Source organism: Streptomyces sp. NPDC029139 (genome assembly GCF_055564335.1).
This window is the reverse complement of record NZ_JBVHWN010000001.1, coordinates 54,972-74,954: the sequence shown is the minus strand read 5'-3', so window position 1 is coordinate 74,954 and position 19,983 is coordinate 54,972. Positions and strand designations below refer to the sequence as shown.

Sequence of the window (19,983 nt, the reverse complement as noted above, 5' to 3'; positions counted from 1 at the left end):
CGTCAACAAGTTGGCCGGAAATCGTCCGGTGCCCGAAAGGTCGTGTTCGTTAACCGGACGTTTCGTCGATCATGACCGCGATGCCGTCCAGTGTTCGCCGGAGCCCGAACTCGAAGAGCGTCTCCAGGTCGATCGTGAAGTCCTCGTCCCCGCTCAGACCGCTGAGCAGCGGGTACGCGCCCCCGCCCGAGATCGCCTCGTAGTACGGCTCGTTCCGCTCCATCCACTCGCCGTCCGAGATCCCCGAGTCCTGCCGGGCCTGCTCCTCCAGCGCGTCGGCCATGGCCACCCCTTGGACATAGGCGAAGACGACCAGATGCGTGTGGATCTTCTCGAAGGGGGTCAGGCCCGTGCCCCGCAGCGCCCCGAGCACCCACTCCGTGTACGCCATCGCGTGGGGCGAGGCCATGGGGCGGGTGAACGAGGCCAGCGCCTGTGCCATCCAGCGATGCCGTGCGTGGACAGCGCGCAGCCAGCGGGCCGCGTGCTCCATTCCCGTACGCCAGTCGGCCGGCACCGGCCCCAACGGAACCTCGCCGCAGGCCGCGTCGGCCATCAGCCGCACCAGCTCGCCCTTGCCCGGCACATGCCGGTACAGCGTCATGGTCGACGTCCCCAGCTGGGTCGCGATCCGGCGCATGGACAGCGCCGAAAGCCCCTCGGTGTCGGCCAGTTCGAGCGCGGCCCGGACGATCCGCTCACGGTTCAGGGCCACCGCGGCCGGGGCGGCGGCCGATCGGGCCACCACTGTCCCGACGCCCGGCTCGGCCCTCACCAGCCCCTCCTGGCGCAGCGCCGCCAAGGCTTTGGTGGCCGTCGCCATGGCCACGCCCCACTCGCGGGTGATGGCCCGGGTGGACGGGACGCGGTCGCCGGGGGAGAGCTCCCCCGCCCTGATCCGGCGACGGATCTCGGCGGCGATGGCGAGATAGGGCGGTGGGGTCGGCACGGCGGGGAGTGTACTAGTGCGCCCAACGCCCCGTACACCCTTGCGACCTGGTCGTTCGACGGCGGGGCAAGGGTGCACTAGAGCGGTGGTGGCACCGTACGCCGCCGGCTGCTTCGCTCCCCGCATGACGCTTACGACCCCACCGGGAACCGACCTCGCCGGCCGCCGCGAATGGACCGCGCTCGGCGTGCTGATGCTGCCGCTGCTCCTCGTCTCCATGGACGTCTCCGTCCTCTACTTCGCCATCCCCTCCATCAGCGCCGACCTGGGTCCGGGAGCCACCGAGCAACTGTGGATCCTCGACATGTACGGCTTCGTCCTCGCCGGACTCCTCATCACCATGGGCGCGCTCGGGGACCGCGTCGGTCGCCGCAGGCTGCTCCTCGGCGGCGCGGCGCTCTTCGGCCTGGCGTCGGTCGCCGCCGCCTGCGCCGACAGCCCCGGCACGCTGATCGCCGCCCGCGCGCTGCTCGGGATCGGAGGGGCCTGCCTGATGCCGTCCACGCTCGCCCTGATCCGCACCCTCTTCCGCGACGAGGCCCAGCGGGCCACGGCCGTGACCCTGTGGACGACCGTGATGGCGAGCGGGATCTCCCTCGGCCCCGTCGTCAGCGGCGCGCTCGTCGAACACTTCTGGTGGGGCTCGGTGTTCCTGATCAACCTGCCCGCGATGGTCCTGCTCCTGGTCCTGGGGCCGACGCTCCTGCCGGAGTCGAGGGGGACGGTCGCACCGGGCCGGTTCGACTGGACCAGCGCCCTGCTCTCCCTCGCCGCGCTGCTGCCGCTCATCCACGGCATCAAGGAAATCGCCAAGGACGGCTGGCGGCCGCTGCCGGCGCTCGGGGTCACGACGGGCCTGCTGTTCGCCCTGCTGTTCCTGCGCCGTCAGTCCCGGCTCGCGGACCCGATGGTCGACCTCCGGCTGCTGCGCAAGCGGGCGTTCGGGGGATCGGTGCTGGTGAACCTGCTCGCGATGGTCGCCACCGTCGGCTTCGCCGTCTTCCTCACCCAGTACCTGCAGTCCGTCCTCGGCCAGAGCCCGCTGGAGGCGGCGCTGTGGAGCCTGGCGCCGTCGGCGGGTGCCGTGATCGCCGCCCCCACCGCCGCCGCGCTCGCCGAACGGCTCGACCGGGCCGCCGTGATGACCGGTGGATTCCTGCTCTCGGCGGCCGGCTTCGCGTCGCTGATCCTCATCGGGGCCGGCACCCCGTTCTGGATCGTCCTGGCGGGAGCCACGGTCTACGTCTCCGGTCTCGTCTCCGCCATGACCCTGGCCAACGAGAGCGCCCTCGGCGCGGCCCCGCCCGAGCGGGCGGGCGCCGCGGCGGCCGTCCTCGAATCGGGCACGGAGCTCGGCGGCGCGCTCGGCATGGCGGTCCTCGGCTCGATCGGAGCCGCCGTCTACACCGCCGCGATGCCCGCCACGGCCCCCGCGGCGGCCCGGGAGACCCTTGGCGGCGCGCTGGCCTCACCCGGCCCCGTCCTGGACGCCGCCCGCGGCGCCTTCACGGACGCCCTGAACGGGGCGGCGGGAGGAGCGGCGATGGTGATGCTGCTGGCGGCGGCCCTGTCGTATGCCCTCCTCCGCGGCCGGACGGAGCGGCCCTGACAAGGTCGTGGTCGTGGAGCTCACCGTACCGACTCGGCGGCGGCCGGCATGGGACGCGACCGGAGGCCGGGGTCGGAGCGTGAGGGGTGTTCGGACGTGATGGCGTCGGAACTCGCGTGTCAGCGGGGTGAGACGCAGTCCGGGCACCCCCCACCGGAGGCCCCGGAACCCGAACCACCCACGGGTGAAGCCAGGGTCCGTGAGGGGCCCAGGACCACGAGGCCCGGTCCGCCGCCCCCCCCTTGGGGGTGTCACCCCACCAGGCTGTCCCGCCACGCGCGGTGGAGGGTCGCGAAGCGGCCCTGTCCGGCCACGAGTTCCGCGGGCAGCCCGTCCTCCACGATCCGGCCGCGCTCCATCACCAGGACCCGGTCCGCGATCTCCACCGTCGACAGACGGTGGGCGATGACCACCGCGGTCCGCCCGGCGAGCACCGTGTCCATCGCCCGCTGCACCGCCTGTTCCCCCGGTACGTCCAGCGAGCTCGTCGCCTCGTCCAGGATCAGCACCGCCGGGTCCGCGAGCAGCGCGCGGGCGAAGGCCACCAACTGCCGTTGGCCCGCCGAGATCCGCCCGCCCCGCTTCCGTACGTCCGTGTCGTACCCGTCCGGAAGACCCGCGATGAAGTCGTGGGCGCCGATCGCCTTCGCCGCCTGCTCGATCTCGGCCCGGGTGGCGTCCGGGCGCCCGATCGCGATGTTCTCGGCGACCGTTCCCGAGAAGAGGAACGCCTCCTGGGTCACCATCACCACACCGCGCCGCAGTTCGGGCGTCGCCAGGTCGCGGACGTCGACCCCGTCCAGGAGCACCCGCCCCTCCGTCGGGTCGTAGAACCGCGCCAGAAGCTTGGCGAGCGTGGACTTGCCGGCGCCCGTGGACCCGACCACGGCCACCGTCTGCCCCGCCGGGATCGTCAGGTCGAAGCGGGGCAGCACCTCGCCGCCGGTCCGGTACGCGAACCGCACACCCTCGAAGACGACCTCCCGGCCCGGTCGGCCGTCCCGGCGCGCGGGGAGTTCCTTGGGAGCGGTGGTCTCCGGGACACCGGGCTCCTGCGCGAGCAGGCCCGCGATCTTGGCGAGCGACGCGGCCGCGGACTGGTACGAGTTGAGGAACATGCCGAGCCGGTCGATCGGGTCGTACAGCCGCCGCATGTACAGCACCGCCGCCGCCAGCACACCGAGCGCCAGCGTCCCGTCGGCCACCCGGTACGCGCCCCACAGACACATACCGGCCACCGCGGTGTTCGCCACGAGACGCGAGCCGACGACATACCGCGCCATCTCCAGGAGCGCGTCGCCGTTGCTCCGCTCGTGCCGCCGGTTGAGCGCGCCGAACTCGGCGTCGTTGGCGCGCTCCCTGCGGAACGCCCGCACCGGCCGGATCCCGTTCATCGTCTCCGCGAACTTCACGATCACGCTCGCGATGGCGGTGGACCGCTCGGCGAAGACGACGGCGGCGCGCCGCTGGTAGATCCGTACGAGCAGGTACAGCGGTACGAAGGAGGCGACGGCCACCGCGCCGATGCCCAGGTCCAGCCAGAGCAGCATCGCCGCGATGTAGACGAACGCCAGGACGACACCGATCAGCTCCTGGAGGCCCTCGGAGAGCAACTCCCGCAGGGACTCCACGTCCGTGGTCGAGCGGGAGATGAGCCGGCCCGAGGTGTACCGCTCGTGGAAGTCCACGCTGAGCGCCTGGGCGTGCCGGAAGATCCGCCCGCGCAGATCGAGCAGTACGTCCTGGTTGACGCGGGCGGCGCCGCGGACGAAGGCGTACTGGAGGAGTCCGGCGGCCGCCGCGCACACGAGGTACCCGACGGCGACGGCCACGACGGGCCCGAAGTCCCCCTCCCGGAAGGCCGGCACGCCGCGGTCGATGGCATACGCGACGAGCAGCGGACCGGCCTGCACGGCGGCCTGCTGGAGCAGCAGCACGAACGCGGCGACGCCCACCCGCGCCTTGTGCGCGGCCAGCAGCGACCGCAACAGGGTTCCGGTGGCCCCGGGTGCGGTGGGCAGATCGTCCCGGTCGAAGGGGTCCCCGGGCGCGGGCGAGGCGCCCGGTTCGGCGGCACCCGCCTCGGGTGTGCCCCGGCCCCGCCCAGGGCTCGTCGCGCCGGCGGACCGGTCGGCGGGCGCGACGAGGTCGGTGCCCGCCGTGTCCTGGGCCGCGACGAGGTCGGTGCCCGCCGTGTCCTGGGCCGCGACGAGGTCGGTGCCCGCCGTGTCCTGGGCCGCGACGAGGTCGGTGCCCGCCGTGTCCCGGGCCGCGGTGTCCCCATCCCCAGTAGCCCCGGTCTCGGCCGGTGGGGCCGTCGTCGGATCCGTCATCGTGCCTCAGTCCCCTCGCCCGACATCAGCCAGGCGTACTCGGCGTTGCTCCGCAGCAGTTCGTGATGGGTGCCCACCGCCGCGATCCGGCCCTCCGACAGGAGCGCGACCCGGTCCGCGAGCAGCACCGTCGACGGGCGGTGGGCCACCACCAGGGCGGTCGTGTCGCGCAGCACCTCCCGCAGGGCCGCCTCCACCAGCGCCTCCGTGTGCACGTCGAGCGCCGAGAGCGGGTCGTCCAGGACCAGGAAGCGGGGCCGGCCCACCACCGCGCGGGCCAGCGCCAGGCGCTGGCGCTGCCCGCCCGAGAGGCTCAGGCCCTGCTCGCCGACCTGCGTGGCCGCGCCCTCGGGGAGCGCCGCGACGAAGCCGTCCGCCTGGGCCACGCCCAGCGCGCGGCGCAGTTCGGGCTCGCCGGCCCCGGCGGCGGCGCCCATGAGGACGTTCTCGCCGACGCTCGCCGAGAACAGGGTCGGCTCCTCGAAGGCCACCGACACCAGCTCGCGCAGCCGTTCGCGCTCCATGCGCGTGATGTCCTCGCCGTCGAGCAGGATGCGCCCGCCGGTCGCCTCGTGGAGCCGCGGTACGAGCGCGGTCAGCGTCGTCTTCCCGGAGCCCGTCCCGCCGACCAGGGCGAGCGTTTCGCCGGGGCGGATGTGCAGGTCGACGCCGTCGAGCACGGGCGGCGCGTCGGCCGCCGCGTCCGGGTAGCGGAAGGAGACGTTCTCGAACCGCACCCCGTCCCGGGACCCCGGTGCGACCGAGGGCGGGCCCGGCGTCTCCTCCTCCTCGTCCATCACCTCGAAGTACCGCTCGGTCGCGGTCGCCGCCTCCTGGCTCATCGCGAGCAGGAAGCCGATCGACTCCACCGGCCAGCGCAGAGCGAGCGCCGTCGACAGGAAGGCGACCAGCGTGCCCGCCGACAGATCGCCGTCGGCGACCCGGACCGTGCCGAGCACGAGCGCCGCGCCGATCGCCAGCTCGGGAATGATGGTGATGAACGCCCAGATCCCGGCCAGCAGCCGGGCCTTGACCAGCTCCGTGCCCCGCAGCCGCTCGGCCAGTTCCCGGAAGGCGAGCGCCTGGCTGCGGTGGCGGCCGAAGCCCTTGACGATCCGGATGCCGAGGACGCTCTCCTCCACCACGGTGGTCAGATCGCCGACCTGGTCCTGGGCGCGGCGGGCGACGACGGCGTACTTGGTCTCGAACACCGAGCAGAGGATCACCAGCGGGACGACGGGCGTGAGCAGCACCAGGCCGAGCGTCCAGTCCTGGGCCAGGAGCAGGACATAGCCGGCCAGGATCGTCACGCCGTTGACCAGCAGGAAGGTCAGCGGGAAGGCGAGGAACATCCGCAGCAGCATCAGATCGGTCGTGCCGCGCGACAGGAGCTGGCCCGAGGCCCACCGGTCGTGGAAGGCGATCGGCAGCCGCTGCAACCGCCGGTACAGATCGGCCCGCATGCCCGCCTCGACCCCGGCCAGCGGCCGGGCCACCAGCCATCGCCGGCACCCGAAGAGCACCGCCTCCGTGATCCCGAGCAGCAGCAGGTAGAGGGCGCCCAGCCACACCCCGCCCGGATCGCCTGCGGCGACCGGCCCGTCCACCATCCACTTCAGGACGAGCGGAATGACGAGTGACAAGCAGGAGGCGACGATCGCGACGACGGCCGCCGCGGCCAACCGCCCCCGCACCGGCCGTACATAGGGCCACAGGCGCAACAGGGTCCGTACGGCCGACTTCTTGGTGCTTCCATCTTTTCCGGGCATCACGACCGAGCCTACGGTTCGCCACTGACATCCCTCATCCGGTTTTTCTCCCCTGGCGGCATCCCGTTCCGCCTGCCGATCCTTCTCCTGACGGAAGAACGTGCAGGCCGGGGGTCTGGCGCAGGAGCGGTCCCGGCCCAGCGCGGTCAGGTGGCGGCGGCGGCACAGGACCCCGGGCCGGCCCGGGGTCGTACGGGCCATCAACCGATCGGCTGATACGGCTTCGAGCGCGATGGCCGATGTCCGGGACGGCACCCCGCGGCCAGTCTTGAGGCATGTCCATGTTCGAAGTGCACGGCCTGCGCAAGGTCTACGGCGACAAGACGGTCGTCGACGACGTCTCCTTCGAGGTCGCCGAGGGGGAGATCTTCGGCATCCTCGGCCCCAACGGGGCCGGCAAGACCACCACCGTCGAGTGCGTCGAGGGGCTCCGGGTGCCCGACGCCGGGACCGTACGGGTCGGCGGGCTCGACCCCGTCGCCCGGCACGCCGACGTCACCCGCATCCTCGGCGTACAGCTCCAGGAGTCGGAGCTCCAGCCCAAACTCACCGTCCAGGAAGCCCTCGAGCTGTACGCCTCCTTCTACGAGCGGCCCGCCGACTGGCGCGGGCTGGTCGAGCGGCTGGGTCTCGAAGGGCAGCTGAGCACCCGGTTCGCGAAACTGTCGGGCGGGCAGAAGCAGCGGCTCTTCATCGCGCTCGCCCTCGTCGGCGACCCGCGCGCCGTCGTCCTCGACGAGCTCACCACCGGACTCGACCCCCGCGCCCGCCGCGACACCTGGGCCCTCGTCGAGGACATCCGGGCGGCCGGCGTGACCGTCCTGCTCGTCACCCACTTCATGGCGGAGGCCCAGCACCTCTGCGACCGGATCGCCGTCATCGACAAGGGCCGCGTCGTCGCGCTCGACACCCCCGACGGGCTGATCGGCCGCGCGACGGCCTCCAAGGTCATCTCCTTCGCGGCCGGCACCCCCCTGGACCCGGCCGAACTGCGTGCCCTGCCGCAGGTGGCCGCGGTGGACACCAAGGACGGGAGGACCGTCGTCGAGGGGACCGACGCCACCGTCGACGCCTTCGTCGCCCTCCTCGCCCGCCGGGGCGTCACCGCCCGCCAGCTCCGCGTCACCGACGCCACCCTCGACGACGCCTTCCTCGACCTGACAGGAGCCGACCAGCGATGAGCACCGCCACCACCATGGTCCTGCGGACCGAGGCCCGCCTCTTCGCCCGCGAACCGGGCTCCTTGTTCTGGATGATGGTCTCGCCGACCGTCCTCCTGGTGATCCTCGGCCTGATCCCGTCCTTCCGCGAGGTGTCCGAGGACCTCGGAGGCCGCCGCGTCATCGACCTGTACGTCCCCGTCGCCGTCCTCTTCGCCCTCATCATGTCCGGGCTCCAGGCCATGCCGCCCGTTCTCGCCGGCTACCGCGAACGCGGCATCCTGCGCAGGCTCTCCACCACGCCCGTCCGCCCGTCCTCGCTCCTCGCCGCCCAGATCGCCCTGCACGCGGCGGCCGCCCTCGTCTCCTCCGTCCTCGTCATCACGGTCGGCCGGCTGGCGTTCGGCGTCCGGCTGCCGCAGAACCTCGCCGGGTACGCCCTCGCGCTGCTCCTCGCCGTCGCCGGCGGACTCGCCCTCGGCGCCGCCGTCTGCGCCGTCTCCCGTACGCAGAAGATCGCCACCGCGATCGGGTCCGTCGTCTTCTTCCCGACGATGTTCACGGCCGGAGTCTGGGTCCCGGTCCAGGCCATGCCGGATACGCTGCAGCGCATCGTCCAGCTCACGCCGTACGGCGCGGCATCCCAGGCCCTCGACACGGCGATGGCGGGCGGCTGGCCGGAGTGGACCGCGCTCGGGGTGATGGCCCTGTGGACGCTCGTGCTGACCGCGGCGGCGGCCCGCTGGTTCCGCTGGGAGTGACGGAGGGGGAGGGCACGGGGATGGCGACGACGGTCGAGGAACGCTGGCAGCAGTTCTTCCGCTGGGGGCCGTTCGCCCTGCTGGGCATCGCCACGGTGATCGGCGCGGCGGCCGCGGACCTGATCATGGACGGTACAGAGCTGGTGGCGGGCGCCGCCCTCGCCCTGACGGCCCTGGCGCTCGAACTCACCTGGGCCGCCCACCAGCGCCGCCCGCGCCCCGACGCCGCCCCTGACCAGGGCGGGCCGGACGCGGACTCCGCGGCCGCCCTCCGTCCCGTGACCGACGCCGGCGCCCGTGCCGGTACCGCCAGCAGCGCGCCCGGCGCACCCCGCGCGCCCGGCTCCGACCCGGGCCCCGCCCCCGGCCCGGGCCCCGCCCCCGGCCCGGCCCCCACCCCCACCCCCACCCCCGACCCGGGCCCCGCCGCCCCGCTCGTCGCCGGGGCCCCCGGGCCCGCCTCCGTCACCTACTTCTGCCTCCGGACCGCGCTCGCGTTCGCGCTCGCCTGGCTCAATCCCTTCTTCGCCATCTACGCCTGCATCGGCTACTTCGACGCCGAGCACCTCCTGCCCCGCCGCCCCGCCCGCGTCGGCCTGCTCGTCACCGCCGTCACCATGGCCGGCTCCCAGTCCGGTGGCCTGCCGCCCGCCTCCCTCGTCAACTGGGTCGCCTTCGGCGGCCTGTTCGCGCTCAACGCCTGCCTCGTCGTCGTCTTCTCCCACCTGAGCACGAAGGAGGCCGAGAAGGCCGCCGAGCGCGCCGCCACCATCACCGAACTCGCACGCACCAACGCCCGCCTGGAACAGGCCCTCGCCGAGAACGCCACCCTCCAGGCCCAACTCCTCCTCCAGGCCCGTGAGGCGGGCGTCGCCCACGAGCGGCGCCGGCTCGCCGCCGAGATCCACGACACCCTCGCGCAGGGACTGGCCGGCATCATCGCCCAGCTCCAGGTCGTCACCGCCACCCCCGACCCCGACCTCGCCCGCGTCCACCTCCAGCGCGCGGCCGACCTCGCCCGCCACAGCCTCGGCGAGGCCCGCCGCTCCGTGCAGAACCTCAGCCCGGCCGCCCTGGAGCACGACACCCTGCCCGAGGCCCTCAAGAAGACCGTCGCCACCTGGTCCGAACGCACCGGCATCACCGCCCGGTTCACCGTCACCGGCACCGAGGACCCCCTCCACGAGGAGGTCGCCGCCACCCTGCTGCGGATCGCGCAGGAAGCGCTCGCCAACGCCGAGCGCCACTCCGGTGCCTCCCGGACCGGCGTCACCCTCTCCTACATGGGCGACGAGATCACCCTCGACGTACGGGACGACGGGCGCGGCTTCGACCCGGCGGCCGTCCCCGCCCGGACCGGCGGCGGCGGTTTCGGCCTCGACGGCATGCGTGCCCGGGCCGAACGCCTCGCCGGCCGCGTCACCCTGGAGACGGCGCCCGGCGAGGGCACGGCGGTCTGTGCCCGCGTACCGTTGGTGCACGATGACTGAGATCTCCCTCCTGATCGTCGACGACCATCCCGTCGTACGCGACGGCCTGCGCGGCATGTTCGCCGTCGACCCCGGCTTCGACGTCCTCGGCGAGGCGTCCGGCGGCGTCGAGGCCGTCGAACTCGCCCTGCGCCTCGACCCCGACGTCGTCCTCATGGACCTGCGGATGCCCGGCGGCAACGGCGTCGACGCCATCGCCGAACTGACCCGGCGCGGCGCCCGCTCCCGGGTCCTCGTCCTCACCACGTACGACACCGACACCGACACGCTCCCGGCGATCGAGGCGGGTGCCACCGGCTACCTCCTCAAGGACGCGCCCCGCGACGAGCTGTTCGCCGCCGTCCGGGCCGCCGCCGAAGGCCGTACGGTGCTGTCCCCGGCCGTCGCCTCCCGGCTCGTGTCCCGGGTCCGCACCCCCGCCGCGCCCATGGACCAGAGCCTCTCCGCCCGCGAGCGCGAGGTCCTCGAACTCGTCGCCAGGGGAACCTCCAACCGCGCCGTCGCCGCCGAGCTCTTCATCAGCGAGGCGACCGTGAAGACTCATCTGACGCACATCTATGGCAAGTTGGGCGTCAAGGACCGGGCGGCCGCGGTCGCGGTGGCGTACGACCGGGGCATCCTGGGCCGCAACTGACCCGTGCGACGCGACTCGGGGGAGTCATGGACGTCCACCACTTCACCACCGACCCGCCGGACCCGGCCGACCGCTTCGGCCGGTGGCACGACATGACGGCCACGGCCCTCATCCCGACCGTCATGAGCAGCGCGTACGCGGACGACTTCCGCGCCGAGGCGCACGCCCTGGACCTCGGCCGGGACGGCGCGCCGAGACTGGTCGGGCACGCGGAGCCGTCACGGGGGACGTCGGGGGCGGCCCGCGCGCCGGTGCCCCGGGCGTGCGTGCCGCCACGGCACGCAGGGGGAAGCACCACCCCTTCCCGCACCGGCCACCGCCGTCGCGCCGCGGCGGCCGGTGCGGGTCTCACCCGTGGACCCGCAGCAGCAGCACCGACCGCGCCCCCACCGTCACCGTCTCCCCGCCCCGGTGCACCGTCCCCGGGGCGTCCGACTGGTCCTCCAGCGAGGTGTCCAGGACCAGTTCGTACGACTCCGCCCACGGCGGCCCCGGCAGCCGGTAGGCCACCGGGCGGTGGTCCGCGTGCAGGATCGCCAGGAAGCTGTCGTCGGTGACGTGGACGCCGCGGGCGTCGCGGCCCGGGATGTCACGGCCCGAGAGGTAGAGCCCGAGCGTGGCGGCGGGCGCGTACCAGTCCCGCTCGGTCATCTCCGTACCGTCCGCGGTGAACCAGGCGAGGTCGCGCAGCCCGTCCGCGGCCTGCGGGCGGCCGGAGAAGAACGCGCGGCGGCGCAGCACCGGATGGGCGTGGCGCAGCGCGAGCAGCCGGCGCGTCAGGGCGAGCAGTTCCCGCCGCCCCGGGTCCTCGGGCAGCGACCAGTCCAGCCAGCTGGTCTCGTTGTCCTGGCAGTAGGCGTTGTTGTTGCCGCCCTGGGTGCGGCCCATCTCGTCGCCCGCGACGAGCATCGGCACCCCGGTCGACAGCAGCAGGGTCGTCAGCATGTTCCGCAGCTGCCGCAGGCGCAGCGCGCCGACGTCCGGGTCGTCGGTCTCGCCCTCCGCCCCGCAGTTCCAGGCGCGGTTGTCGTGCGTCCCGTCCCGGTTGCCCTCGCCGTTCGCCTCGTTGTGCTTGCGCTCGTACGTGACGAGGTCGCGGAGCGTGAAGCCGTCGTGCGCGGTGATGAAGTTGACCGAGGCGTACGGCCGCCGCCCGCCCCACGCGTACAGGTCGCTCGAACCGGAGAGGCGGTAGCCCAGGTCGCGTACGTCGGGCAGGGCGCCGCGCCAGAAGTCCCGCACCGCGTCACGGTAGCGGTCGTTCCACTCCGTCCACAGCGGCGGGAAGGCGCCGACCTGGTAGCCGCCGTTGCCGACGTCCCACGGCTCGGCGATCAGCTTGACCCGGCGCAGCACCGGGTCCTGGGCGATGACGGCCAGAAAGGGCGAGAGCATGTCGACGTCGTGGAAGGACCTGGCCAGCGCCGCCGCGAGGTCGAAGCGGAAGCCGTCGACGCCCATCTCCGTCACCCAGTACCGCAGCGAGTCGGTGATCAGCCGCAGCACCTGCGGCTGGACCACGTGCAGGGTGTTGCCGCAGCCCGTGTAGTCGGCGTACCGGCGGGCGTCGGACTGCAGACGGTAGTAGCCCCGGTTGTCGATGCCCTTCAGGGAGAGCGTGGGGCCCAGCTCGCCCGCCTCCGCCGTGTGGTTGTAGACCACGTCGAGGATGACCTCGATGCCGGCGGCGTGCAGCGCCCGCACCATCTTCTTGAACTCGCCGACCTGCTGCCCGGCGGTCCCCGACGCGGAGTAGCCCGCGTGCGGCGCGAAGTAGCCGATGGAGTTGTACCCCCAGTAGTTGCGCAGGCCCCGCCGGAGCAGATGGTCCTCGTGCGCGAACTGGTGCACCGGCAGCAGCTCGACCGCCGTCACCCCGAGGCGTACGAGATGGTCGATCGCCGCGGGGTGCGCGAGCCCGGCGTAGGTGCCCCGCAGCTCCTCGGGGATGCCCGGATGGAGCTGGGTGAAGCCCTTCACGTGCAGCTCGTAGATGACCGAGTCCGGCCAGGGGGTCTTCGGCCTGCGGTCGTCCGACCAGTCGTCGTCGTCATGGACGACCACGCCCTTCGGCACGAACGGCGCCGAGTCCCGGTCGTCGCGCACGGTGTCGGCCACATGCTGCTGCGGCCAGTCCCGGACGTGCCCGTACACCTCCGCCGGCAGCGTGAAGTCCCCGTCCACGGCCCGGGCGTACGGATCCAGGAGCAGCTTGGCCGGATTCCAGCGGGCGCCCGTCCACGGGTCCCAGCGGCCGTGCACCCGGTAGCCGTACCGCTGCCCGGCCTCCACCCCCGGCACGAAGCCGTGCCAGATCTCGTGGGTGAGCTCGGTCAGCGGCAGCCGCCGCTCCGTCCCGTCGGCGTCGAACAGACACAGCTCGACGGCCTCCGCCCCGCCCGCCCACAGGGCGAAGTTGGTGCCGGACACCCCGTCGGGCCCGACCCGGCACCGTGCGCCCAGGGGTGTGGGCGCACCCGGCCACACCACGGGCCGGAACCGCTCCGGGGCAAGGGGAAGCCCCACTCCGTCCGGTACCGCCTCCTGCTCGGCTGCGCTCGACACCTGTCGGCCTCCTGCGGCTCGGCGGGCCTCCCCCTTGCCTGGCGGCGAGGGAGAAACCCCATGGCGCGGAGCGCGCGGCGTCCCGGCCGCGACTTCCCGCACGTGGTCCTCCCACCTGTTCTGCCCCCGACGGCCGTCCTCCCAACGTGACCCGCACGCACGTTTCCCCTGGAGGGGGCCTGTCGTTGGGCTGAGCGTGACACTTGTATGGAAGCGGGCGGGGTACGCCCTCGCGGTGGCGGCACTGATGGTGGGCCTGTCGGGCTGCACCGACGGCGGGGGCGACGGGGGGATCGGCGTCTCGCTGCCCGGGAAGGCGCGGGCGCCCGGCGACGTCATCCGGATCAGTCCGGAGGACGGCAGCCGTGCCGTGCCGGCCGAGGGGCCGATCGAGGTACGGGTGGACAGCGGACGCCTCGAACGGGTCACCGTCGTCCAGGTCGAGGACGCCCAGCGGACGGCCGTCCCCGGGGCGATCAGCGAGGACGGGCTGCGCTGGCGGCCGGCCGCGGACGCCCGGCTCGCGCTCGCCGCCAAGTACAGCGTGGATGCCGTCGCGCTCGACGGCCACGGCCGGCGCTCCGCCCGCCACACCACCTTCACCACGGTCGTGCCCGAGCACCGCTTCATCGGCTACTTCAAGCCGGAGAACCGTTCCACGGTCGGCACCGGCATGATCGTCTCCTTCGCCTTCAACCGTGCCATCGAGAACCGCGAGGCCGTCGAACGGGCCATCAGGGTCACCTCGCAGCCGCCCGTGGAGGTCGTCGGCCACTGGTTCGGCAAGGAACGGCTCGACTTCCGCCCCGCCGAGTACTGGCGGCCCGGCACCCGCGTGACCGTCGAGCTCGCCCTGCGCGACGTCGAGGGAGCGCCCGGGGTGTACGGCATCCAGCGCAAGACGGTCGGCTTCACCGTCGGTCGCTCCCAGGTCTCCCTGGTGGACGCGGCGGCGCACACCATGGAGGTCCGCAGGGACGGCGCGGTGCTCGCGACCCTGCCCATCACGGCCGGGGCGCCGAAGACCACCACGTACAACGGGAAGATGGTGGTCACGGAGCTGTACGACGTGACGCGGATGGACGGCCGGACCGTCGGTTTCGGTGGCGAGTACGACATCAAGGACGTACCGCACGCGATGCGGCTGACCGAGTCGGGCACCTTCCTCCACGGCAACTACTGGGCCGCGCCCTCCACCTTCGGCTCGGCCAACGTCAGCCACGGCTGTGTCGGCCTGCGGGACGAGAAGGGCGGCAGCCCGGACTCCCCGGCGGGCTGGTTCTTCGACCGGACCCTCATCGGCGACGTGGTGGAAGTCGTCAACTCCCGTGACCGAAAGGTCGCTCCCGACAACGGGCTCGGAGGCTGGAACATGGACTGGAACCGGTGGAAGGCGGGTTCCGCCCTGCGGTGAGCCCCCGTCGTCCCCTCGTCGACCCGCGTGACGTGCACGGTTCCTGGATCAACTGGGACTGAACGGTGACATTCACGTGGAACTTTCGTGTCCTGCGGTGTGATTATCTAGCGCCGTGCGCGCGGAGGATGCGTGCGGGGGTGCGGGCCGTGGCGAGACCAGGCCGTGCGAGGGGAGACACCATTGTGAACGGGCAGCCGATATCGGCCGGGGTGGGTCGTGGACGGCGGCGCGGGGGCGCACGTCTGCAGGCCGTGGCTGTGGGGGCGTTGCTCCTGGTGCTGACGGCCTGCGGGGGCGGGGACCCGGCCGGCAAGGGCGGGGAGGACCCGGCGCGGAGCGGCGGGGGCAAGCAGGAGATCGCGGCGTCGCAGGCGGTCGTCACGATCGCCCCGAAGGACGGCGCCGAGTCGGTCGCCACCAGCGGCGCGCTGAAGGTGACGGCCGAGCAGGGGAAGCTGACGACGGTCACCGTCGCCGACTCCAAGGGTGTCGAGGTCGAGGGCAAGCTCGCGGCGGACGGTACGAGCTGGCAGCCCGTCGGCCACCTGGCGGCGGGCACGCAGTACAAGGTCCACGCCGTGGCGAAGGACTCCGAGGGCCGTGAGTCGGCGAAGGACACCACCTTCACCACCCTGGTCCCGAAGAACACCTTCATCGGGCACTACACGCCGGAGGACGGTTCGACCGTCGGCGTCGGCATGCCGGTCTCCATCAACTTCACCCGGGGCATCACCAACCCGGAGGCGGTGGAGAAGGCCATCAAGGTGACCGCCGAGCCCGCCGTGCGGATCGAGGGTCACTGGTTCGGCAACGACCGCCTCGACTTCCGCCCGGAGGAGTACTGGGCCGCGGGCACCAAGGTGACCGTCGAGCTCAACCTCGACGGCGTCGAGGGCCGGCCGGGCGTCTACGGCAAGCAGAAGAAGAAGGTCTCCTTCACCATCGGCCGCCGTCAGGTCTCCACGGTCGACGCCAGCGCCAAGACGATGAAGGTCGAGCGCGACGGCAAGATCATCAAGACGATCCCGATCACCGCGGGCGCCCCGTCCACGACCACGTACAACGGTCAGATGGTCATCAGCGAGAAGTACAAGGTGACCCGCATGAACGGCGCCACGGTCGGCTTCGGCGGCGAGTACGACATCAAGGACGTACCGCACGCGATGCGTCTGTCCACCTCGGGCACGTTCGTCCACGGCAACTACTGGGCCTCGCCCGGGACCTTCGGTTCGGCGAACGTCAGCCACGGCTGTGTCGGTCTGCGGGACGCGCGCGGCGCCGGCGACAGCTCGACGCCCGCCGCCTGGTTCTACGACCGTTCGATCATCGGCGACGTCGTGATCGTGAAGAACTCCAAGGACAAGCAGATCAAGCCGGACAACGGCCTCAACGGCTGGAACATGCCGTGGTCGGAGTGGATCAAGTAGACCGTCCTGAGGAGACCCGGTGCTGTGACCAACGGCACCGGGTCTCACGCCGTTAACGCCCACTAACCTGCCTCCATGACTGTGAACCTCGAAGTCGCCGAAGGCGTCGGCACCATCCGTCTCGACCGTCCCCCGATGAACGCCCTCGACATCGCCACCCAGGACCGGCTGCGCGAGCTGGCCGCGGAGGCGACCGACCGCGACGACGTGCGGGCCGTGATCCTGTACGGCGGGGAGAAGGTGTTCGCGGCGGGCGCGGACATCAAGGAGATGCAGGTCATGGACCACGCGGCCATGGTCAAGCGGTCGCGCGCGCTCCAGGACTCCTTCACCGCGATCGCCCGCATCCCCAAGCCGGTCGTCGCCGCGGTCACCGGCTACGCCCTCGGCGGCGGCTGCGAGCTGGCGCTCTGCGCCGACTACCGGATCGCCGCCGACAACGCCAAGCTCGGCCAGCCCGAGATCCTGCTCGGTCTCATCCCGGGCGCCGGCGGCACCCAGCGGCTGTCCCGGCTGATCGGCCCCTCCAGGGCGAAGGACCTCATCTTCACGGGCCGGATGGTCAAGGCCGACGAGGCCCTGACGCTCGGTCTGGTCGACCGGGTCGTCCCGGCGGCCGAGGTGTACGAGCAGGCCCACGCCTGGGCGGCGAAGCTCGCCCAGGGCCCGGCCCTCGCGCTGCGGGCCGCCAAGGAGGCGGTCGACCAGGGCCTGGAGGCCGACATCGACACCGGTCTCGCGATCGAACGGACCTGGTTCGCGGGCCTGTTCGCCACCGAGGACCGCGAGCGCGGGATGCGCAGCTTCGTCGAGGAGGGCCCGGGCAAGGCGAAGTTCGTCTGACCCTGGCATATGCCAATCGAATCCCCCGGAATTGTCGATTCCGGGGGGCCGATTCCGCCAGAACGGCCCCGCGGTCCGTTCCGTCCGGCCATGATGGGGGCATGGCGGGCCTGGAGGGTGTGGAGCAACCGCGGCAGCACGGCGGTGCGACCGCCGCACGGTGGGTACCGGCAGCCGAGGACGAACAGGCCCTCAAGGCTCTGGAGTTGTACGGAAATCCGGCCGAGGAGGATGTCCGGCTGCCCTCCCGTCCCGAGTCCGCCGCCGTCGCCCGCCGGCTCACCCAGTGCGTCGTCCTGCGCCAGTGGGCGCTGTCCCCGCAGATCGCCGAGCACGCCGTCCTGCTCGTCTCCGAACTCGTCGGCAACGCCGTGCGCCACACCGGGGCCCGGGTCTTCGGGCTGCGCATGCTGCGCCGCCGTGGCTGGATCCGGATCGAGGTCAAGGACCCCTCGCGCGGGCTGCCGTGCCTCATGCCCGTCCATGAGCTGGACGTCAGCGGGCGCGGGCTCTTCCTCGTGGACAAGCTCTCCGACCGCTGGGGCGTCGATCTGCAGCCGCGCGGCAAGACGACCTGGTTCGAGATGCGCGTCGCGGACCGCTGACGCACAAAAGCCCCCGTGCGGGGGCTTCCGTGGGTGGAGCGTCGTGGATCGGGGGGGTGTATCCACGGTGCTCGGACGACCTGGCCCGGGTCAATGGGGGTCGTGTCTCCGACTATGGCAGACAAGACACCATCCCGCCAAAAGGTCCTACTAGGGCAAATTTGGACAGATAGGGATCGATCTCCAGTGAATCGTTGGTGACGTGAAGCACTCGCCTTGCAAATGATGAATAGGTATCGAGTTAACCGGTTGTTTCCTCGCCTCGTCCGCATGATGGACAGCGTCTCCTGGCTTGTAAACGTCCTGGATTGGCCCAATCGTTAGATTTCGGTCATAACCGCTCTTGAATGGTCGAGTGACCTTGACCGACCGCCGTGACGCGCTGCGGGCGGGTGCGGCAGCCGTCGTCGCCGGCGCGCTCACCACCGCCTGCGGTACGCAGCGCCGCCCCGCACCTCGCGGCCCGGCCGCCGCGCCCGCCGCCCCGGCCCCTCGCCGCTTCCCCGGCCACCCCGTCGAGATCGCGCACGGACCCCGCGACCGCCCCCGGGTCGCCCTCACCTTCCACGGCCAGGGCGACCCCGCCCTCGCCCGCTCCGTGCTCGCCGAGGCCGAGAAGGGCGGCGCCCGGGTCACCGTCCTCGCCGTCGGCGACTGGCTCGACGCCCATCCCGCCCTCGCCCGCCGGATCCTCGACGGCGGCCACGACCTCGGCAACCACACCCAGCGCCACCTCGACATCACCACGATGGGCGACGAGGAGGCGTACGCGGAGATCAGCGCCTGCGCCACGCGGCTGCGCCGGCTCACCGGCTCCATCGGCAGCTGGTTCCGGCCCTCCAGGACCCGGCACGCCACCCCGGCCGTCCAGCGGGCCGCCCGCCGCGCCGGCTACCCGCACGTCCTCTCGTACGACGTCGACTCCCTCGACTTCACCTCGCCCGGCGCCGCGGCCGTCGTCCGCAACGTCACCGGACCGATCCGCAACGGATCGGTGGTGAGCCTGCACTTCGGCCACGCGGACACCGTCGCCGCGCTGCCGCCCCTCCTCGCCGACCTCGACCGCCGCGGACTGCGCGCGGTGACGACCACGGAGCTGCTGAGCTGATGCTGCCTCTCACCACGCGTACGAAGAGCCTCCTCGCCGCCGCGCTGCTCGCCGCGCTCGCCGGGTGCGGCACCGCGGACGACGGGGCCGAGCCCCGCGGTGGCGCCGGGAAGGAGGCCGCCGCGGCCCCGGCCGTACCGAAGGAAGCCGCCCCGGACGGCCTGCCCGGCATGCCGCCCGTCCTCGACCCCAAGGACGTCTACGCGGCCGACCGGCCGAACAAGCTCTCACCCGTGGTCAAGGACTTCCCGTCCCGGGTGTACGTGCCCAACACCAACTCCAACACCGTCTCCGTGATCGACCCGGCGACGTACCAGGTCATCGAGACCATCCCGGTCGGCATCCAGCCGCAGCACGTCGTCCCCTCCTGGGACATGAAGACGCTCTGGGTCAACAACAACCGCGGCCACACGCTCACCCCGATCGACCCGGCCACCGGGGCCCCGGGCAAGCCCGTCGAGGTCCACGACCCGTACAACCTCTACTTCACGCCCAACGGCAAGTACGCCGTCGTCATGGCCTCCCTGGACCGCGAGCTCGTCTTCCGCGACCCGCACACCATGGAACGGAAGAAGACCGTCCCCGTCTCCTGCTACGGCGTGAACCACGCCGACTTCTCCGCCGACGGCCGGTACTTCGTCGTCTCCTGCGAGTTCTCCGGCGAGCTCCTGAAGGTCGACACCGAGAAGATGGAGGTCATCGGCCAGCAGAGGCTGCCGTTCGAGGGCGCGATGCCGCAGGACGTGAAGATCTCGCCGGACGGCAAGACCTTCTACATCGCCGACATGATGGCCCACGGGATGTGGGTCCTGGACGGCGAGAAGTTCACCACCCCGCGGCTGATGCCGACCGGCAAGGGCTGCCACGGCCTCTACATCTCCCGCGACTCCAAGGAGATGTACGTGCCCAACCGCGGTGAGGGCTCCATCTCGGTCTTCGACTTCGCCAAGAACAAGCTGACGAAGAAGTGGTGGCTCCCGGACGGCGGCTCCCCGGACATGGGCGGGGTGTCGGCCGACGGCAAGGTGCTGTGGCTCTCCGGACGCTACGACTCCGAGGTCTACGCGATCGACACGGCCACCGGCAAGCAGCTCGCGCGCATCCCCGTCGGCGGCGGCCCCCACGGCCTCGCGGTCTACCCCCAGCCCGGCCGCTACTCGCTCGGCCACACGGGCATCTTCCGCTAGCCTCCGGGGCTCGGTTCGCCTTCGGACGCCCTGTTGCGTGCGTCGACGGTCGTTCGCCCCCTACGCCCCGGGGGCGTGGGAGGTACCCCCGCGCGGTCCCGCGTTCCTCGGGGCCTGTGCGCGTTC

15 protein-coding genes are annotated in these 19,983 nt (G+C 72.4%); 11 read left to right on the top strand and 4 right to left on the bottom strand.

Going from position 1 to position 19,983, the window contains the following annotated elements; all coding sequences use genetic code 11:
• Positions 1-49: 49 nt before the first annotated feature.
• Positions 50-949 carry a TetR/AcrR family transcriptional regulator C-terminal domain-containing protein gene (locus ACZ4VW_RS00315; protein ID WP_467956817.1) on the bottom strand — a complete coding sequence of 300 codons (900 nt, stop codon included), beginning with the start codon at positions 947-949 and terminating at the stop codon, positions 50-52.
• 124 nt (positions 950-1,073) lie between these two features.
• Between ACZ4VW_RS00315 and ACZ4VW_RS00310 the strand changes: the two genes are divergently transcribed.
• Positions 1,074-2,558, top strand: coding sequence for an MFS transporter (locus tag ACZ4VW_RS00310; RefSeq protein ID WP_467956816.1), 1,485 nt, complete (start codon positions 1,074-1,076; stop codon positions 2,556-2,558).
• Positions 2,559-2,809: 251 nt separating this feature from the next.
• On the opposite strand, the gene ACZ4VW_RS00305 is transcribed toward ACZ4VW_RS00310, so the two are convergent.
• Positions 2,810-4,891 (bottom strand): ABC transporter ATP-binding protein, encoded by a 2,082-nt coding sequence (locus ACZ4VW_RS00305; RefSeq protein ID WP_467956814.1) that lies wholly within the window; start codon positions 4,889-4,891, stop codon positions 2,810-2,812.
• On the bottom strand, positions 4,888-6,660 hold the full coding sequence (locus ACZ4VW_RS00300) for an ABC transporter ATP-binding protein (RefSeq protein WP_467956812.1): 1,773 nt from the start codon (positions 6,658-6,660) through the stop codon (positions 4,888-4,890). The genes ACZ4VW_RS00305 and ACZ4VW_RS00300 overlap by 4 nt, the downstream gene beginning before the upstream one ends.
• Before the next feature lie 275 nt (positions 6,661-6,935).
• Between ACZ4VW_RS00300 and ACZ4VW_RS00295 the strand changes: the two genes are divergently transcribed.
• The 4 genes from ACZ4VW_RS00295 to ACZ4VW_RS00280 are packed head-to-tail and all read left to right on the top strand — an operon-like array spanning position 6,936 to position 10,705.
• Entirely contained in the window at positions 6,936-7,841 is a 906-nt protein-coding gene (locus ACZ4VW_RS00295; RefSeq protein WP_467956810.1) for an ABC transporter ATP-binding protein, read from the top strand.
• On the top strand, positions 7,838-8,581 hold the full coding sequence (locus ACZ4VW_RS00290) for an ABC transporter permease (RefSeq protein WP_467956808.1): 744 nt from the start codon (positions 7,838-7,840) through the stop codon (positions 8,579-8,581). The genes ACZ4VW_RS00295 and ACZ4VW_RS00290 overlap by 4 nt, the downstream gene beginning before the upstream one ends.
• Before the next feature lie 20 nt (positions 8,582-8,601).
• On the top strand, positions 8,602-10,071 hold the full coding sequence (locus tag ACZ4VW_RS00285) for a sensor histidine kinase (RefSeq protein WP_467956806.1): 1,470 nt from the start codon (positions 8,602-8,604) through the stop codon (positions 10,069-10,071).
• Positions 10,064-10,705 carry a response regulator gene (locus ACZ4VW_RS00280; RefSeq protein WP_467956804.1) on the top strand — a complete coding sequence of 214 codons (642 nt, stop codon included), beginning with the start codon at positions 10,064-10,066 and terminating at the stop codon, positions 10,703-10,705. The genes ACZ4VW_RS00285 and ACZ4VW_RS00280 overlap by 8 nt, the downstream gene beginning before the upstream one ends.
• Before the next feature lie 348 nt (positions 10,706-11,053).
• Here ACZ4VW_RS00280 and glgX read toward each other — a convergent pair whose 3' ends face one another.
• Positions 11,054-13,270, bottom strand: coding sequence for a glycogen debranching protein GlgX (gene glgX, locus ACZ4VW_RS00275; RefSeq protein ID WP_467956802.1), 2,217 nt, complete (start codon positions 13,268-13,270; stop codon positions 11,054-11,056).
• Positions 13,271-13,466: 196 nt separating this feature from the next.
• Here glgX and ACZ4VW_RS00270 point away from each other — a divergent pair, with 196 nt between their 5' ends.
• The 6 genes from ACZ4VW_RS00270 to ACZ4VW_RS00245 all read left to right on the top strand — a co-directional run bounded on the left by ACZ4VW_RS00270 (position 13,467) and on the right by ACZ4VW_RS00245 (position 19,857).
• Entirely contained in the window at positions 13,467-14,684 is a 1,218-nt protein-coding gene (locus ACZ4VW_RS00270) for a L,D-transpeptidase (RefSeq protein WP_467956801.1), read from the top strand.
• Between the two features lie 185 nt (positions 14,685-14,869).
• Positions 14,870-16,114: a L,D-transpeptidase gene (locus tag ACZ4VW_RS00265; protein WP_467956799.1), complete on the top strand. Its 1,245-nt coding sequence runs from the start codon at positions 14,870-14,872 to the stop codon at positions 16,112-16,114.
• A gap of 75 nt (positions 16,115-16,189) precedes the next feature.
• Complete coding sequence (locus ACZ4VW_RS00260; protein WP_467956797.1) at positions 16,190-16,957, top strand: enoyl-CoA hydratase/isomerase family protein; 768 nt, start codon at positions 16,190-16,192, stop codon at positions 16,955-16,957.
• A gap of 101 nt (positions 16,958-17,058) precedes the next feature.
• Positions 17,059-17,562, top strand: a complete 504-nt coding sequence (locus tag ACZ4VW_RS00255) for an ATP-binding protein (protein ID WP_467956795.1) — start codon at positions 17,059-17,061, stop codon at positions 17,560-17,562.
• 355 nt (positions 17,563-17,917) lie between these two features.
• A complete protein-coding gene (locus ACZ4VW_RS00250; protein WP_467956793.1) occupies positions 17,918-18,670 on the top strand; it encodes a polysaccharide deacetylase family protein in 753 nt (250 codons plus the stop codon).
• Complete coding sequence (locus tag ACZ4VW_RS00245; RefSeq protein ID WP_467956791.1) at positions 18,670-19,857, top strand: YncE family protein; 1,188 nt, start codon at positions 18,670-18,672, stop codon at positions 19,855-19,857. The genes ACZ4VW_RS00250 and ACZ4VW_RS00245 overlap by 1 nt, the downstream gene beginning before the upstream one ends.
• Positions 19,858-19,983: the final 126 nt, after the last annotated feature.

Coding starts and splice junctions, on each gene's coding strand:
- ACZ4VW_RS00310 (WP_467956816.1), top strand. CDS start 1,074: ATGACGCTTACGACCCCACCGGGAACCGACCTCGCCGGCCGCCGCGAA.
- ACZ4VW_RS00285 (WP_467956806.1), top strand. CDS start 8,602: ATGGCGACGACGGTCGAGGAACGCTGGCAGCAGTTCTTCCGCTGGGGG.
- ACZ4VW_RS00305 (WP_467956814.1), bottom strand. CDS start 4,891: ATGACGGATCCGACGACGGCCCCACCGGCCGAGACCGGGGCTACTGGG.
- ACZ4VW_RS00260 (WP_467956797.1), top strand. CDS start 16,190: ATGACTGTGAACCTCGAAGTCGCCGAAGGCGTCGGCACCATCCGTCTC.
- ACZ4VW_RS00290 (WP_467956808.1), top strand. CDS start 7,838: ATGAGCACCGCCACCACCATGGTCCTGCGGACCGAGGCCCGCCTCTTC.
- ACZ4VW_RS00255 (WP_467956795.1), top strand. CDS start 17,059: ATGGCGGGCCTGGAGGGTGTGGAGCAACCGCGGCAGCACGGCGGTGCG.
- ACZ4VW_RS00300 (WP_467956812.1), bottom strand. CDS start 6,660: ATGCCCGGAAAAGATGGAAGCACCAAGAAGTCGGCCGTACGGACCCTG.
- ACZ4VW_RS00280 (WP_467956804.1), top strand. CDS start 10,064: ATGACTGAGATCTCCCTCCTGATCGTCGACGACCATCCCGTCGTACGC.
- ACZ4VW_RS00295 (WP_467956810.1), top strand. CDS start 6,936: ATGTCCATGTTCGAAGTGCACGGCCTGCGCAAGGTCTACGGCGACAAG.
- ACZ4VW_RS00245 (WP_467956791.1), top strand. CDS start 18,670: ATGCTGCCTCTCACCACGCGTACGAAGAGCCTCCTCGCCGCCGCGCTG.